Here is a 15,277-nt window from a genome sequence, read left to right as displayed (position 1 = left end):
GGAAGCCGCGGCCCGCCCGCCGGGGCTCACACCACGGCGCCGCGCCCCGGGTCGTCCTCGTCGTCCTCGCCGTCCCCCATCCGCATGACCAGCGTCGCGAAGCCGCCGACGAAACCGCCGATGCACAGCGTCGCGAGCCACCACGTCATCGTCCAGCCCAGCAGGACGATCAACAGGGTCAGCACCGGACCGCCGATCACCGCGATCCAGGCGAACTTGGACGTCACGTCCGCCGTGGGCAGCGGCGGGTCCGGCTGCACGAAGTGCCCCTCGTCCTGCGGACCGAGATCGTCCTCACCCGGCCGCGCGAGGGAGTGGTCGCGCGGACCGCCCGCCAGCCCCGGCGCGAAGGCCACCGAACCACCGAGCGGCCGGACCCCGGACACGGTGCCCTCCCCGGGCTCGCCGCCCTCCTCGTTCTTCGCCTCGTCCCGGTCACCGGCGTCCTTGTCACCGGCGTCCTTGTCACCGGCGTCCTTGTCGCCGGTGTCCTTGTCACCGGCCCGGGTGTCGCCCCGCGAGGCCGCCTCGGTACGGGCCAGATCCTCCACGGACTTGAACGGCCGCGCCCCCGGCGGGTCCTCGGGCTCCTCGCCGTACCCGGCGACGATCGCCGCCCAGGCCGCCTCCTCGTCGAAGGGGACGCCGCTCTCCTCCGGCTCCCGGCTCTCCTCGCGCTCCGCGCCGTTCTCAGCCACCGGTGGCCGTCCCTTCGTTGGCGAAATGGGCGAATTCTGGAGCGATCCGGGACACGAAGGAAACACTCTCCCCGAAGATCCGGTCCGCGTCATGGTCCAACGTCGCGACGTGGTAGCTGTGTTCCAGCACCAGCTCGGTGACGTCCCGCGAGGACACCCGGCTTCGCACCCGCGCCGAGTCGCCCGGCGGCACCACGTGGTCGCGCGCGCTGTGCAGAAGCAGCAGCGGCTGCGTCACCTGCGGCAGCTCCCGGTCCACCAGCCGGAAGAAGGCGCGCACCGAGTGCGCCGCGTGCAGCGGGACGCGGTCGTAGCCCAGCTCCTCGACGCCCTCCTTCGCGATGTCGCCGACCAGCCCCGCGATGGAGGGCAGCAGATGCCGCGCCACCGGCAGCGCGTGCGCCGCCGCCCCGTGCACCTTGAGCGCCGGGTTGACCAGGACCAGCCCCGACACCGCCGCCCCGTGCTTCGCCGCGAGCCGCAGGGCGAGCGCCCCGCCCATCGACAGACCGCACACGAAGACCCGCTCGCAGCGCTCCGACAACTCCCGCAGCGCCCGGTCCACCTCGGCGTACCAGTCCTGCCAGCCGGTGATCTGCATGTCCTGCCAGCGGGTCCCGTGCCCCGGCAGGAGCGGCAGGGACACGCTCGCCCCGCGCCGCGCCAGGTACTCGCCCCAGGGGCGCAGCGACTGCGGCGAGCCGGTGAAGCCGTGACAGAGGAGGACGCCGACCTGCCCGCCCTCGTGGCGGTACGGCTCGGCTCCGGGAAGGACCGGCACGATCGGTCTCCTTCGTGAGGCGGGTTCGTCAGGCGGGTTCATGAGGCGGGTTCGTGAGGCGGGGCGGAACAGTGAAGGGGGTGGCGAGAGGGGACAGGGGTACGACCGGGCGGTACGGGAGGTGGCGCCGCGCCCCCGCCCGGCATGTCCGGCCGGGAACGGGGCACCGGAACGATGGCGCGGGAGCGTACTTCACCGTACGCGACCGGGCCGACACCGACCAGGGTCGTCGTGCGCCCACCCGCCCGCGGGCGCCCCGGCGGGTAAGGTCGACGGCAAGGACAGGGAAGGCGGACCGGTGATCTACAACGCGATGAAGCACTCGCTGGGTGCCTCGCTCAAGCTTGCCTTCAGGCCCTGGGTGGAGGGAATGGAGCACATCCCCGCCGAGGGCCCCGCCATCCTCGCGAGCAACCACCTCTCGTTCTCCGACTCCTTCTTCCTGCCGTCGATGCTGGACCGCAAGGTCACCTTCATCGCCAAGGCCGAGTACTTCACCACCCCCGGGATCAAAGGCCGGCTGACCGCCGCCTTCTTCAAGGGCGTGGGCCAGCTCCCGGTGGACCGCTCGGGCGGCCGGGGCGCCGGAGAGGCCGCGATCAGGAGCGGGGTCGAGGTCCTGGAACGCGGAGAGCTCTTCGGGATCTACCCCGAGGGCACCCGCTCGCCGGACGGCCGCCTCTACCGCGGCAAACCCGGCGGGCTCGCCCGGGTCGCGCTCGCCAGCGGCGCCCCCGTCATCCCGGTCGCGATGATCGACACCGAGAAGATCCAGCCGCCCGGCCAGGTCATGCCGAAACTCATGCGGCCCGGCATCCGGATCGGCAAGCCGCTCGACTTCAGCCGGTACGAGGGCATGGAGCAGGATCGTTTCGTCCTGCGCGCGATCACCGACGAGGTCATGTACGAGATCATGAAGCTCTCGGGCCAGGAGTACGTCGACATCTACGCGACCGCCGCCAAGCGCCAGATCGCCGACGCGGCGAAGAAGCGCGCCGAGGCCGAGAAGGCCGCCGCCAAGGAGCGCCCCGCCGGGGCCGAGGAGAGCGGCCGGGCCGCCTGAGCCGTTTGGCCGCCGCCAGAGCCGCCCGGCCCGCCGCCGTCGACCGGCAGGCCCCTTCTCCCTCCGTCCCCCGGGAACCGCATAGGCTGCCCAGCGCGTAGGACCGGGTGGGGAATCGGTCGAGGGCAGGGGGCACACGAGATGAGCACGAGGGAAGGCCCGGCGACGGCGGGAGCGCACGCAGCGCCCGCAGCGCCGCGCTCCGGGGGCGGGCGGCCCGCGCCGCGCGGCACACCGCCCGACGCCAGGACGGAGAACACCCCGCCCGCGCGGCCGAGTGCGCCCCGGGCCCGCATGTCGGTCGAGCAGCCGATGTGGCGGGCGCTCACCGGCTACCGCGTGCTGACCCTGTGCTACGCGGTCGGGCTGTTCCTCGCCTCGTACGGTGAGTACGCCAGTCCGGGCCTCGCCGTCGCGTACTACGTGGTGCTCGCGCCCTGGACGCTGCTGACCCTGCGCCGGGTCTCCGGCGCCGCGCGCTGCACCTGGCCCTTCCTCGGCGCCGACCTCGTGATCGCGCTCGCCGGAATCCTGCTGACCCCGCTCGCGCAGGGCGCGGACCGGGTCGCCTCGGGGGTGCCCACGCTGCCCTCGATATGGACGGCGGGCGCGGTCCTCGCGTACGCGCTCAAGGGCGGCTGGCGCTGGGCGGCGTTCGCCTCCGCGCTGGTCGGCCTGGCGAACGTCGTACAGCGCGGCACACCGAGCCAGAGCACCGTGCACGCGGTGCTGCTGGTGTGCGTCGCCTCCATCGCGATCGGCTACGTCATCGAGGTCGCCCGCGCCTCCGAGCGCACCCTCGCGCGCGCCCTGGAGATCGACTCGGCGAACCGCGAACGCGAACGGCTGGCCCGCGACATCCACGACAGCGTGCTCCAGGTCCTCGCCATGGTGCAGCGGCGCGGCACCGCCCTCGGCGGGGAGGCCGCCGAACTGGGCCGTCTGGCCGGGGAGCAGGAGAGCGCGCTGCGCACCCTGATCCTGGGCGGGCCGCCCGCCCCGCCCGCCGAGGACGCCGAGCCGGGCGCGGGGGAGGCACCGCTCGACCTGCTGCCGCTGCTCACCGCGCACACCGGCCCCGGGGTGAGCCTCGCCGGACCGGGTACGCCCGTCCTGCTGCCGCCGCACACCGCACGCGAGGTGGCCGCCGCCGTGGCAGCGGCCCTCGACAACGTCCGGGCCCATGCGGGCGAGGGGGCGCGGGCCTGGCTCCTGGTCGAGGACGAGCCCGAGGAGGTCCTCGTCACCGTGCGCGACGACGGGCCCGGCATCCCCGAGGGCCGCCTGGACCAGGCCGCGACCGAGGGACGGCTCGGCGTCGCCCAGTCCATCCGGGGCAGACTGCGCGACCTCGGCGGCGGCGCGGAACTCCTCTCCGTCCCCGGGCAGGGCACCGAGGTCGAACTGCGCGTACCGCGCGCCGCCACGTGACGGAACACGGCACACGCCACAAGAGAAACGGGCTGAACAGGATGAACGGGTCGAACGACCAGCCGCACGAGGCGCGGGAGACGGGCACGGACGGCGCTCGGCCGACCACGGTGATGGTCGTCGACGACCATCCGATGTGGCGGGACGCGGTCGCCCGCGACCTGGAGGCGGCCGGTTTCACGGTCGTCGCCACCGCGGGGGACGGGGCCCAGGCCGTACGCCGCGCCACCGCCGTACGGCCCGACGTGCTCGTGCTCGACCTGAACCTGCCCGAACTGCCCGGCGTCGAGGTGTGCAAACGGCTGGTACGGGAGCGGCCCGGGCTGCGCGTCCTCGTGCTGTCCGCGAGCGGGGAGCACGCCGACGTCCTGGAAGCCGTCAAGTCCGGGGCCACCGGCTACCTGCTGAAGTCGTCGAGCACCGGGGAACTGGTCGAGGCGGTCCGGCGCACCGCGGTCGGCGAGGCCGTGTTCACCCCCGGGCTCGCCGGTCTCGTGCTCGGCGAGTACCGGCGGCTGGCCGCCGAGGGGCCCGCCGCCGGTGCGCAGGAGCCGGGCGCGCCCCGGCTGACGCAGCGGGAGACCGAGGTGCTGCGGCTCGTCGCCAAGGGCCTGAGCTACAAGCAGATCGCCGAACGCCTCGTCATCTCGCACCGCACCGTCCAGAACCACGTGCAGAACACGCTCGGCAAACTCCAGCTGCACAACCGCGTGGAGCTGGTGCGGTACGCCATCGAACGCGGTCTCGACGAGATCTGAGCAACCGGGCCCGCCCGGGGCGCGGGCGGGGCCGAAGGTCCCGGACAGCCGTGTTCCCCGGGCGTGTCAGCCACCGGGGGCCCTAGGGTCGGGGGCAGTGTCACCTACCCGGGGAGCCGCTGTGGAGATCCTGGCATTCGGCGTGCAGAGCGACGAACAGCCGTTGCTGGAGCGGGCCTTCGCCGGCCACTCCGAGCTGCACTGCCTCGACGTCTTCCTCACCGCCGACACCGCCCCGCTCGCCGCGGGCCACGAGACCGTCTCCACCAGCGTCAACGCCGACCTCGGCGCCGAGGTCCTGGAGATCCTCGCGGCCGGCGGCACGCGGATGATCGCCCAGCGCTCCACCGGCTTCAACAACATCGACGTGGCCGCCGCCGAGCGCCTCGGCCTGACCGTCGCCCGGGTCTCGGAGTACTCGCCGTACTCGGTCGCCGAGTTCGCGTGGAGCCTCGCGCTGACCGTCAACCGCCACGTCGTACGCGCCGTGCGCCGCACCCGCGAGTTCGACTTCAGGCTCAACGGGCTCATGGGGCGCGACCTGCGCGGCCGCACCGTCGGCGTGCTCGGCACCGGGAAGATCGGCGCGGCCTTCGCGGCCATCGCGCACGGCTTCGGCATGCGGCTGCTGGGCTGGGACCTCACGCCGAACCCGGCCTGCCTGGACCTCGGCATGGAGTACGTCGAGCGGGAGCGGCTCCTGCGCGAGTCGGACGTCGTCAGCCTGCACGTCCCGCTGCTGCCGACCACCGCCCGCCTCATCGACGCGCGGGCGCTGCGCCTCATGAAGGACGACGCGCTGCTGGTGAACTCCAGCCGGGGCGGGCTGATCGACACCGAGGCCCTCGTCCAGGAACTGCGCAAGGGCCGGTTCACCGGCGTCGGACTCGACGTCTACGAGGCGGAGGCCGGGCTGTTCTTCCTCGACAAGTCGCTGGAGGGCGTCGACGACGACGTACTCGCCCGGCTCATGACCTTCCCCAACGTCGTCGTCACCTCGCACCAGGCGTACTACACCGTCGACGCCGTGCAGCAGATCGTGGACGCGACCCTCCAGAACTGCCTCGACCACACCGAGGGCCGGCGCGGCCCGAACGTCCTGGTCCCGGCGGTGCCCGGACCCTGACCTCCCGGCCGCGCCACCCCTCATCCGCAGGACTTCACCCGCGGGCCCTCATACGCGGGGGGTGTGCGGCAGTTCGCGGGCCGCGTCCGCGAGCAGCCGGGACACGACCGACGCCCCGTCCAGGGTCAGCACCGACTCCGGGTGGAACTGCACCGAGGCGAAGCCCGGTCCGCGCAGCGCGTGCACCTCCCCGCTCAGCGGGTCCCGGCTCACCTCGATCGCGTGGGCGGCGAGTTCACGGGCGGCCGCGTCCCCGCAGCGCGCGGTGAAGCTGTTGTAGAAGCCGACCGTCTCCGGCCGCCCGAACAGGTCCACGCAGGTCTGCGCGCCCTGGAACGGGACCTCCTTGCGCACGAGGTCCAGTCCCAGTTCGGCGGCGATCACCTCGTGCCCCAGGCACACGCCGAGCAGCGGATGGCGGCGCGCGCCCAGGAGGTCCGCGGCGAGCGCCCGCAGCAGCCGCATCTTGGGGTCGTCCGCGTCCGACGGATCGCCGGGACCGGGGCCGAGGACGACCGGGCCCTCGTGCGCGGCCACCGCCTCCCGCAGCCCCGGCGCGTCGAAACGGCGCACCTCGACGGCGAGGCCCGAGGAGCGCAGCAGATGCGCGAGCATCGCCGTGAAGGTGTCCTCGGCGTCCACCACCAGGACCCGCGCCGAGGGCGGGCCCGCCGGGGCGGAGCGCAGCCGCAGCCAGAACGGGGCCAGCCCGGAGCGCCGGCCGTCCAGCGCGGAGCGCACCCTCGGGTCGTCCGCGAGCCGCACCGGCCCGCCGGGACCGGCCGCCGCCCGGCCCGGCCGCACCCCCAGCGCGGCCAGCACCCCGGCGGCCTTCGCGTGCGTCTCGGCGACCTCGCCCGCCGGGTCGGAGCCCCGCACCAGCGTCGCCCCGACCGAGACCCCGAGGCGGCCCTCCCGGTCGATGTCGGCGGTGCGGATCAGGATGGGGGAGTCCAGGGTCTGCGCCCCGCCCGCGTCCCTGCCGATCAGGGCCAGGGCCCCCGCGTAGTAGCCGCGCCCGCCCTCCTCGTGGCGCTCGATGACCCGGCAGGCGTTCTGCACCGGGGAGCCCGTCACGGTCGCCGCGAACATCGTCTCGCGCAGCACCTCGCGGGCGTCCAGCGTCGAACGCCCCCGCAACTCGTACTCGGTGTGCGCGAGATGGGCCATCTCCTTGAGGCGGGGGCCGACCACCACCCCGCCCATGTCGCCGACGGTCGCCATCATCTTCAGCTCCTCGTCGACCACCATCGACAGCTCCTCGACCTCCTTGGCGTCGCCCAGGAAGCCGAGCAGGTCCTCGACGCTCGGCCCCTCGGCCGGATAGCGGTAGGTCCCGCTGATCGGGTTCATCACGACCGTGCCGGAGCGCCGCCCGCCCGAGGCGTCCGTGCCGCCGCCGGTCATCCGCACGTGCACCTCGGGGCTCGCCCCCACGAGGGTGCGCTCCCCGGTGTGCACGAGGAAGGTCCAGTACGCGCCGCGCTCCCCGGCCAGCAGCCGGCGGAACAGGGCGAGCGCGTCCGCGCGGCCGAAGCCCTCGATCCGGCCCCGGAAGGTGCGCCGGATCACGAAGTTCGCGCCCTCGCCCCGGCCGATCTCCTCACGCAGCACCCGCTCCACCGTCCGCGCGTACCGCGCGTCGTCCACGTCGAAGTCCCCGTCGCGCACGCGCACCTCGTGCGTCGGCAGCAGCCGCAGCGCCTCGTCCAGCGGCACGGTGTGCACCTCCTCGGCCAGGAGCACCGACAGCGGGGTGGCGTCGTCGCGCACGTCGAAACCGCGCTCCCTGATCTGCCGGAAGGGCACGAGCGCGAGGACCGGCAGCTCGCCCTCCTCGGGGATGTCCGCGAGCCGCTCGACCTCGCGGACCGGCCCGGTCAGGACCTCCACCGTGTCCTCGTCGTGGCCGGGGGTGCGGCGGCGCAGCAGGGCGAAGGGCGGGGCGTCGGGGGAGCGGAGCCGGTCGAACAGGGCGGCGGCGGGGCTGGCGGGATGCATGGGCGGGCGTTCCTTCCGGGAGCGGAGCTGAGCGGAGAGGAGCGGCCGGCCGGTTTCCGGGGAGTCCCGGAAAACACTGAAGGCCGCCCCTCGGGCGGCCTTCGCGAACTGGGTACGCGCAGTCAGTGGGCCGCCGAAGGAGCGGGCCACCACCAGGAACGGGTCGAGTGCGCGAACATGAGCGGCACCCTAACCGATGCCGGGGCGGCCCGTCATCCACCCGGGACGCGGCGCGCCCGTTCGGACACGTTCCGTCTCATCTGATGAGCCGCCGCATGGACACCTGTGGGGACGCCGTAAGGTGGCCGGGTGACCGTGAACGCCGAAACCGACGCCGTCGCCGCCAAGGCGACCTGGCGAGACCTGCCCGCGGCGCAGCAGCCTGAGTACCCCGATGCCGAGGCACTGCGCGAAGTTGTCGCGGACCTCGAATCGTATCCGCCGCTGGTCTTCGCCGGTGAGTGCGACCAACTGCGCACCCGGATGGGGGCCGTCGCCAGGGGCGAGGCGTTCCTCCTCCAGGGCGGCGACTGCGCCGAGTCCTTCGACGCCGTGACCGCCGAACACATCCGCGCGAAGCTCAAGACCATCCTCCAGATGGGCGCCGTCCTCACCTACGCGGCCTCCGTGCCCGTCGTGAAGGTCGGCCGGATCGCCGGCCAGTACTCCAAGCCGCGCTCGAAGAACACCGAGACGCGTGACGGAGTGACGCTGCCCACCTACCGGGGCGACTCCGTCAACGGCTTCGAGTTCACCGCCGAGGCCCGGGTGCCCGACCCCGAGCGGCTCAAGCGGATGTACCACACCTCCGCGTCCACGCTGAACCTCGTACGCGCCTTCACCACCGGCGGATACGCGGACCTGCGCCAGGTGCACGCCTGGAACCAGGACTTCGTGCGCACCTCGGCCTCCGGGCAGCGCTACGAGCAGCTCGCGCGGGAGATCGACAGCGCGCTGAACTTCATGCGGGCCTGCGGGACGGACCCGGAGGAGTTCCGCACCGTCGAGTTCTACTCCTCGCACGAGGCGCTGCTGCTCGACTACGAGTCGGCGCTGACCCGCGTGGACTCCCGCACCGGCCGGCTCTACGACGTGTCCGGCCACATGGTGTGGATCGGTGAGCGCACCCGCCAACTGGACGGCGCGCACATCGAGTTCGCCTCCAAGATCCGCAACCCCATCGGGATCAAGCTCGGCCCCTCCACGACCCCGGAGGAGGCGCTGCAGTACATCGAGCGCCTCGACCCGGACCGTGAGCCGGGCCGGCTGACCTTCGTCGTCCGGATGGGCGCCGACAAGGTCCGCGACAAGCTGCCGACCCTCGTCGAGAAGGTCACCGCCTCCGGCGCGACCGTCGCCTGGGTCACCGACCCGATGCACGGCAACACCTTCGAGGCGGCCTCCGGCCACAAGACCCGCCGCTTCGACGACGTGCTCGACGAGGTCAAGGGCTTCTTCGAGGTGCACAAGGAACTGGGCACCCACCCCGGCGGCATCCACGTCGAGCTGACCGGCGACGACGTCACGGAGTGCGTGGGCGGCGGCGACGAGATCTTCGTCGACGATCTGCACCAGCGCTACGAGACGGCCTGCGACCCGCGGCTCAACCGCAGCCAGTCGCTGGACCTCGCCTTCCTGGTCGCGGAGATGTACCGCGCGCAGTGAGGCCCGCCGAGAGGCACTGAACCTCGAATGACCGATGGGGCACGGATCGTGTGATCCGTGCCCCATCGGCGTATCCGGGCTTTACGTCCGCCGGGCGATCGGTAAGGTTAGGGTTACCTCACTGGCCGGGGGCTGTGCGGTGCACCGCTCCCGGGCCGGGAGGCCGTACTGACCGAACCCGCAGGGGAGGTGGACCGCGTGTACGTCTGCTCGTGTTTCGGCATCACGGAACAGCAGGTCAAGGAGCACGCGGAAGCCGGAGCGGGCACCCCGAGGAAGATCGCCTCGGCGTGCCGGGCCGGCACCGACTGCGGCCGCTGCGTGCGGCAGATCCAGTCCCTCCTGGGCCGGGCCGCCTGCCCCCGCCGCGAGCTGATCGACCGCGGCGCGCCCGCCGCCGTGGCGCTCGCCGGACCCGCTTCCGTCGTCGCCGTACCGGCCGCCCCCCTCGCACGCGGAGAAGCCGCCCACGGAGAAGCCACGTACGGAGAAGCCGCGTACGAAGGAACCGGGCGCGGAGAAGTGCTGGACGACGCCGCCTGACCCGGAACGACGGCTCGGCCGGTCGGGCCCGCCGTCCGGGGGCCCTCGGTGGCCCGTCAGTCGGTCTTGAAGCCGCTGGTGCCGGGGCCCGAGGGATCGGGCTGGTTCTGCTCGATGACCGTCGACAGGTACAGCGCCTCGCCGAGCTTGTCGATCAGCTCCAGCTGGGTGTCCAGGTAGTCGATGTGGTGCTCCTCGTCGGCGAGGATCGCCTCGAAGATGTTCGCCGAGGTGATGTCCCCCTTGCTCCGCATCAGCTCGACGCCCCGCCGCAGCCGGTCGATCGCCTCGACCTCGATCTGCCGGTCGGCCCGGAACATCTCGGTCGCCGTCTGCCCGACCGCCACGTGGGAGAGCCGCTGGTAGTTGGGCAGGCCGTCCAGGAGCAGGATGCGGTCGGTGAGGATCTCCGCGTGCCGCATCTCGTCGAAGGACTCGGCCCTGGTGTACCTCGCCAGCTTGGTCCACCCCTTGTGGTCCTGCAGCTTCGCGTGGAGGAAGTACTGGTTGATCGCGGTCAGCTCGGCGGTCAGCTGTTCGTTCAGGAACTCGATGACCTCGGGGTCGCCCTGCATCGTCGGGGCTCCTTCCAGGAGAGCAACGGCGGGTACGGCCGGTCACGGACCGGCTGCGGAATGCGCGCATCCTCGCATCGCGGTTCCGGAGCGTCCAGTAAGTGCACGCTTAGTCAGGTCCGCCCCAGGCGTCACCGGGGTCACGCCGTCCGAGGTCACCGAGGACCGTCCGGTCTGTCAGGATGGACGTATGGGTCAGCGGGCGAGCGAAGCACACGAGCAACCGCGGCTGCCTCCCGGCCAGCGCCTGCAGCGCGGCTGGCCGGTCACGCACTACGGGCCGGTCCCGAAGTTCCGGCCCGAGCGCTGGGAGTTCCGGGTCTTCGGCGCCACGGCGGACGGCGACAAGCACGCCTGGAACCACGAGCAGTTCTCCGCCCTGCCCTACACGACGGTCGCCGCCGATCTGCACTGCGTCACGAAATTCAGCATGCTCGGGGCCGAATGGGGCGGCACCCCGGCCCGCACCCTCCTGGACCTCGTACCGCCGGCCCCCGCCGTGACCCACGTGATGGTGTGGGCCGAGTACGGGTTCAGCTCGAACCTCCGGCTCGCGGACTTCGCCGCCGAGGACACCCTCTTCGCGACCCACAAGGACGGCGAGCTGCTCACCGCCGAGCACGGATACCCGCTGCGGCTGGTCGTTCCCCGGCTCTACGCCTGGAAGGGCCCGAAGTGGGTGCGCGGCATCGAGTACATGACCGCCGACCGCCGCGGTTTCTGGGAGGAACGCGGCTACCACAACATCGGCGACCCCTGGCGTGAACAGCGCTACTCCTACCAGGAGGAGCCGGGCGAGGGGCCCCAGGCGTAGCGGGAGGCCGGAGGCGCGGCTCCCTGCCGCCTCGCCCTGCCACGAGGAGGCCGGCTCCGCCCTGCCGGACGGCCGACCCGGGATGCCCAGGGGCGGTTCTCGGACGTGTGCCCGTTCGTTCCGTTCGAAGCGTTGACAGTCCTCGGCCCCGGCCAGATGCTGGGAGCGCTCTCACATTGGTCTGGTCCTTTGGCCTCGCCCGTCACCGGGTTCGAGGCCGGGCATTCAGCGGACGGCTGTCGCCGTCCCCTTCCGGGTCGGCGCGTATCCGCATGTCCAGTACCGCCAGTCGGGATTCCCCTGCCCGGACGCACGTCCCGGACCGAAGTCCGCACCCTCCACCCTCCCCACGAGGAGACACGCGCTCATGGCACGAAGACTCACGGAGAGACCCGTCCGTACGGTCCGCAAGTCACTGGCCTCCTTACTCGCTGTCGTGCTCGTCGCCCTGGGAATGACGGCGCTGGCCGTCGTACCCGCCGAGGCGGCGGTGCCCGACACGATCCCGGTGACCTTCACCAACAACTCCGGGCGCAACGAACCGGTCTACATCTACGACCTGGGAACCCAGCTCTCCACCGGCCGGCAGGGCTGGGCCGACGCCGCCGGCACCTTCCACGCCTGGCCCGCCGGCGGCAACCCGCCCACCCCGGCCCCGGACGCCTCGATCGCCGGCCCGGCCAACGGTCAGTCCACCACCATCCGGATCCCCAAGTTCTCCGGCCGGATCTACTTCTCCTTCGGCCGGAAACTCGTCTTCAGCCTGACCACCGGCGGACTGGTGCAGCCCGCGGTGCAGAACCCCAGTGACCCGAACCGCGACATCCTGTTCGACTGGACCGAGTACACCCTCAACGACTCGGGGCTCTGGCTCAACAGCACGCAGGTCGACATGGTCTCGGTCCCCTACGCCGTGGGGGTGACGGGCGGGGACGGCAGCACGAAGACCACCGGGCATCTGAAGCCCGGTGGCTACCAGGCCTTCTTCGACTCCCTGCGGAGCCAGCCCGGCGGCTGGGCCAACCTCATCCAGACCCGCTCGGACGGTACGGTGCTGCGCGCCCTGGCCCCCGGCCACGGTGCCGCGAACGGAGCCCTGCCGAAGACCGTCATGGACGACTACATCAACCGCGTCTGGTCGAAGTACAGCAGCTCGACGCTGACGGTCACCCCCTTCACCGACCAGCCCGGCACCAAGTACTTCGGGCGGGTCTCGGGGAACGTCATGAACTTCACCAACGGCTCGGGGGCGGTCGTCACCTCCTTCCAGAAGCCCGACTCGGACAGCGTCTTCGGCTGCTACAAGTACCTGGACGCCCCCAACGACCTGGTCCGCGGCCCGATCTCCCGCACCCTGTGCGCCGGATACAACCGCTCCACGCTGCTCAGCAACCCCAACCAGCCCGACACCGGCTCCGCCGGCTTCTACCAGGACGCGGTCACCAACCACTACGCCCGCGCCATCCACCAGCAGATGGTGGACGGGAAGGCCTACGCCTTCGCCTTCGACGACGTCGGCAACCACGAGTCGCTGGTCCACGACGGCAACCCCCAGCGGGCGTCCATCACCCTCGACCCGTTCGGCGGTCCGGGCCAGAACCCGTCCGGCCCGGCCGACCCCACGGCCTGGTACCGCCTGACCAACACCAACTCGGGCAAGTGCGTGGACGCCTCCGGTGCGGGGACCGCGGACGGCACCCCGCTCGTGCAGTGGTCCTGCGGCACTGGCCAGACCAACCAGCAGTGGCAGTTCAGCCCGGCCGACAGCGGCTATTACACGATCGCCAACCGCAACGCCGCCCGCCAGGTCATCGACGTCCCGGCCGGTTCCACCGCCGACGGGGCCAAGCTCACCACGTGGACGCGGAACTCCGGTGTCAACCAGCAGTGGAGGCCGGAGCTGCAGTCCGACGGCGGCTACCGCTTCGTCTCGCGTCTCAGCGGCAAGTGCCTGGACGTCGCGGGGGCCTCCACCGCCGACGCAACCCCCATCCAGCAGTGGACGTGCAACGGCACCTCCGCCCAGTCCTTCCGCCTCGCGACGGGCTGACCCGGCCCCGCGAAGACCGGGGAAGAGGAAAGGGCCCCGCCCCACCGGTGACCGGTGGGGCGGGGCCCGGAGCGCGCGGAGGCCCGTCGCACCGCCAGGTGTTGTCGCGGGCCGCGAAGGGCGGCCCGGGCAGCCGGGTCCCTCAGCAGGCCGCCGCCTCCCGCAGCGCCTTGAGCCGTGCGACGTCCGCCGCGTGCCCCTCCTTGCCGCCGGGCGTCTCGATGACCAGCGGCACACCGTCGGTCGCGGGGTGCGAGAAGAGTTCCGCGAACGCGTCCTCGCCGATGTGGCCGGCCCCGATGTTCTCGTGCCGGTCCTTGTGGGCGCCCACCACGTCCTTCGAGTCGTTCGCGTGGATCAGCCGCAGGCGGCCCTCGCCCACCGCGTCCACCAGCAGGTCCAGGGTCTGCTTCGTGCCGCCGGGGCCCGCGAGGTCGTGACCGGCCGCGTAGATGTGACACGTGTCGAGACACACCCCGAGCCGGGGATGGGAGTCGAGAGCCGCGAAGTACGGGGCGAAGTCCCAGGTCCGCGCGCACAGCGAGGCGCCCTGGCCGGCGGTCGACTCCAGCAGCAGATACGGGTCGTCCTCGTGGGTCAGCTCGTCGAGCAGCGGCAGCAGCCGCTCCCGTACCTGGGCGAGCGCCACCTCACGGGAGCGGCCGCCCGTCGCGGAGCCGGTGTGGACGACCACACCGGGGGCGCCGATCGCCCGGGCCCGGCGCAGCGAGTGCCGCAGCGAGTCCACCGACTTCTCGGCCGTCGCCTCGGTGTGCGAGCCGAAGTTGATGAGGTACGGCGCGTGCACGTAGGCGACCAGGCCCCTCTCGGCGCAGGCCGTCCGGAACGCCTCGTCCTGACGGGGGTTGCCCTCGGGGGTCGCCCAGCCGCGCGGATTGGCGACGAAGACCTGCACGGCCTCGGCGCCCAGCTCCTCGGCGTAGGGAATCCCGGTGGCGGCGAGCCCGCCGGCCACCGGGATGTGGCCGCCGACGGGGTTGCGGAGGGCGGACGCGGTCCGCTGAAGGTTCTTACTGCTCACCGCTCCAGGGTGACACGCCCGCCGGCCGTCCCGGAAAGTGAGGTCCCGGCCGCCTGCCTCCGGCCCCTGCTACTCGGCGGCCGGGGTGCCCGCCGCCGGGGTGTCCGCCACGGACGGGGTGCCCGCCGCCGGACTCTGCGCCGCCGGGCTGCGCACCACCGGGGTGCCCACCGAGACCTGGCCGGGCGGGATGTCCTCGCCCTCAAGGATGCACTCCGGGGCCCGGTCGCGGCCCTCCGCGACAGCGCGGTCGCACGCCTCGGCGCGCTCCTGCTCGATCGTCATGGCCGCCGACTGCTTGCCGTCCGGCCTGTCGGCCTTCTGGGCGGACCGCTCCTGTGCCGCCGGGCTCGCCGAGGCGGGCGGCCGGGGCGAGGCCGGGGGAGCGGAGTCCTCGGTCGTGGAGGAACAGGCGGACGCGGAGGCCGCGACCAGCAGAGCGGCCGAGACCGCGAGGACACGCACACGCATCACAGACCCCCGGGAGGCAGAAGCAGAAGGAGAGAAGGGCAGTCTGCCCGAACACTCCGGGTGACGTATGGACTTCCGGTGAAGCGTTCGGGCGATTCGTGAAGCGGGCCTCGAAGGGCGCCGGGAGGCCCGGCACGTGCGGCGGAGAGCGCTCTCTGCCGTCCTCTTCCGGATCGACCGCCGCCCCCGCGCGCTCCGTCACCGCCCCCGGATCGTCACCGCCCCCGGATCGTCAGCGACGCCCGTCCGCCGGGACGGC

At 72.7% G+C, this 15,277-nt stretch carries 14 protein-coding genes and 1 pseudogene; 9 read left to right on the top strand and 6 right to left on the bottom strand.

The features are described 5' to 3' along the window. Window positions 1-26: 26 nt before the first annotated feature. Complete coding sequence (locus tag AB0J21_RS13530; RefSeq protein WP_363146045.1) at window positions 27-698, bottom strand: hypothetical protein; 672 nt, start codon at window positions 696-698, stop codon at window positions 27-29. Beyond that, window positions 691-1,479, bottom strand: a complete 789-nt coding sequence (locus AB0J21_RS13525) for an alpha/beta fold hydrolase (protein ID WP_363146044.1) — start codon at window positions 1,477-1,479, stop codon at window positions 691-693. Before AB0J21_RS13525 ends, AB0J21_RS13530 begins: the two co-directional genes overlap by 8 nt. A gap of 298 nt (window positions 1,480-1,777) precedes the next feature. On the opposite strand from AB0J21_RS13525, the gene AB0J21_RS13520 reads away from it, so the two are divergent. From AB0J21_RS13520 to AB0J21_RS13505, 4 genes are all read left to right on the top strand, one after another. Continuing rightward, complete coding sequence (locus AB0J21_RS13520) at window positions 1,778-2,542, top strand: lysophospholipid acyltransferase family protein (RefSeq protein WP_363146043.1); 765 nt, start codon at window positions 1,778-1,780, stop codon at window positions 2,540-2,542. A 294-nt stretch (window positions 2,543-2,836) separates the two neighbouring features. Next, window positions 2,837-3,973, top strand: coding sequence for a DUF5931 domain-containing protein (locus AB0J21_RS13515; protein ID WP_363146248.1), 1,137 nt, complete (start codon window positions 2,837-2,839; stop codon window positions 3,971-3,973). Window positions 3,974-4,086: 113 nt separating this feature from the next. Continuing rightward, window positions 4,087-4,731: a response regulator transcription factor gene (locus AB0J21_RS13510; protein ID WP_363146247.1), complete on the top strand. Its 645-nt coding sequence runs from the start codon at window positions 4,087-4,089 to the stop codon at window positions 4,729-4,731. 121 nt (window positions 4,732-4,852) lie between these two features. Next, window positions 4,853-5,857, top strand: coding sequence for a 2-hydroxyacid dehydrogenase (locus AB0J21_RS13505; protein ID WP_363146042.1), 1,005 nt, complete (start codon window positions 4,853-4,855; stop codon window positions 5,855-5,857). 48 nt (window positions 5,858-5,905) lie between these two features. On the opposite strand, the gene AB0J21_RS13500 is transcribed toward AB0J21_RS13505, so the two are convergent. Beyond that, complete coding sequence (locus AB0J21_RS13500; RefSeq protein ID WP_363146040.1) at window positions 5,906-7,858, bottom strand: anthranilate synthase family protein; 1,953 nt, start codon at window positions 7,856-7,858, stop codon at window positions 5,906-5,908. Window positions 7,859-8,167: 309 nt separating this feature from the next. Here AB0J21_RS13500 and AB0J21_RS13495 point away from each other — a divergent pair, with 309 nt between their 5' ends. Together AB0J21_RS13495 and AB0J21_RS13490 are read left to right on the top strand one after the other, a co-directional pair. Next, window positions 8,168-9,523 (top strand): class II 3-deoxy-7-phosphoheptulonate synthase, encoded by a 1,356-nt coding sequence (locus AB0J21_RS13495; protein WP_363146039.1) that lies wholly within the window; start codon window positions 8,168-8,170, stop codon window positions 9,521-9,523. A 198-nt stretch (window positions 9,524-9,721) separates the two neighbouring features. Beyond that, entirely contained in the window at window positions 9,722-10,066 is a 345-nt protein-coding gene (locus tag AB0J21_RS13490; RefSeq protein WP_363146038.1) for a (2Fe-2S)-binding protein, read from the top strand. A 56-nt stretch (window positions 10,067-10,122) separates the two neighbouring features. Here the strand turns inward: AB0J21_RS13490 and bfr are convergent, their stop codons facing one another. After that, window positions 10,123-10,641 carry a bacterioferritin gene (gene bfr, locus AB0J21_RS13485; RefSeq protein WP_363146037.1) on the bottom strand — a complete coding sequence of 173 codons (519 nt, stop codon included), beginning with the start codon at window positions 10,639-10,641 and terminating at the stop codon, window positions 10,123-10,125. A gap of 190 nt (window positions 10,642-10,831) precedes the next feature. Between bfr and AB0J21_RS13480 the strand changes: the two genes are divergently transcribed. The 3 genes and pseudogenes from AB0J21_RS13480 (at window position 10,832) to AB0J21_RS13470 (ending at window position 13,505) form a co-directional block, all read left to right on the top strand. After that, a complete protein-coding gene (locus AB0J21_RS13480) occupies window positions 10,832-11,455 on the top strand; it encodes a sulfite oxidase-like oxidoreductase (protein WP_363146036.1) in 624 nt (207 codons plus the stop codon). Between the two features lie 454 nt (window positions 11,456-11,909). Further along, window positions 11,910-13,037 (top strand): annotated as a pseudogene (locus AB0J21_RS13475) (glycoside hydrolase family 64 protein); the annotation flags it as partial. Beyond that, window positions 13,020-13,505 carry an RICIN domain-containing protein gene (locus AB0J21_RS13470; RefSeq protein ID WP_363146246.1) on the top strand — a complete coding sequence of 162 codons (486 nt, stop codon included), beginning with the start codon at window positions 13,020-13,022 and terminating at the stop codon, window positions 13,503-13,505. The pseudogene AB0J21_RS13475 and the gene AB0J21_RS13470, both read left to right, overlap by 18 nt. 142 nt (window positions 13,506-13,647) lie before the next feature. Here AB0J21_RS13470 and AB0J21_RS13465 read toward each other — a convergent pair whose 3' ends face one another. Together AB0J21_RS13465 and AB0J21_RS13460 are read right to left on the bottom strand one after the other, a co-directional pair. Continuing rightward, window positions 13,648-14,547: a deoxyribonuclease IV gene (locus AB0J21_RS13465; RefSeq protein WP_363146035.1), complete on the bottom strand. Its 900-nt coding sequence runs from the start codon at window positions 14,545-14,547 to the stop codon at window positions 13,648-13,650. Window positions 14,548-14,616: 69 nt separating this feature from the next. Continuing rightward, window positions 14,617-15,018, bottom strand: coding sequence for a hypothetical protein (locus AB0J21_RS13460; protein ID WP_363146034.1), 402 nt, complete (start codon window positions 15,016-15,018; stop codon window positions 14,617-14,619). Between the last annotated feature and the right edge of the window lie 259 nt (window positions 15,019-15,277).

The sequence above is a fragment of the Streptomyces sp. NPDC049954 genome, from assembly GCF_040656295.1.
In the GTDB taxonomy this organism is placed as follows: Bacteria; Actinomycetota; Actinomycetes; order Streptomycetales; family Streptomycetaceae; genus Streptomyces.
The sequence above is the reverse complement of the archived record's forward strand: the minus strand, read 5'-3'. Positions and strand labels throughout refer to the sequence as shown.

Bases quoted from the DNA above. Each gene is read 5' to 3' on its own strand.
- AB0J21_RS13515 (WP_363146248.1), top strand. From the start codon at position 2,837: ATGTCGGTCGAGCAGCCGATGTGGCGGGCGCTCACCGGCTACCGCGTG.
- AB0J21_RS13510 (WP_363146247.1), top strand. From the start codon at position 4,087: ATGGTCGTCGACGACCATCCGATGTGGCGGGACGCGGTCGCCCGCGAC.
- AB0J21_RS13500 (WP_363146040.1), bottom strand. From the start codon at position 7,858: ATGCATCCCGCCAGCCCCGCCGCCGCCCTGTTCGACCGGCTCCGCTCC.
- bfr (WP_363146037.1), bottom strand. From the start codon at position 10,641: ATGCAGGGCGACCCCGAGGTCATCGAGTTCCTGAACGAACAGCTGACC.
- AB0J21_RS13480 (WP_363146036.1), top strand. From the start codon at position 10,832: ATGGGTCAGCGGGCGAGCGAAGCACACGAGCAACCGCGGCTGCCTCCC.
- AB0J21_RS13460 (WP_363146034.1), bottom strand. From the start codon at position 15,018: ATGCGTGTGCGTGTCCTCGCGGTCTCGGCCGCTCTGCTGGTCGCGGCC.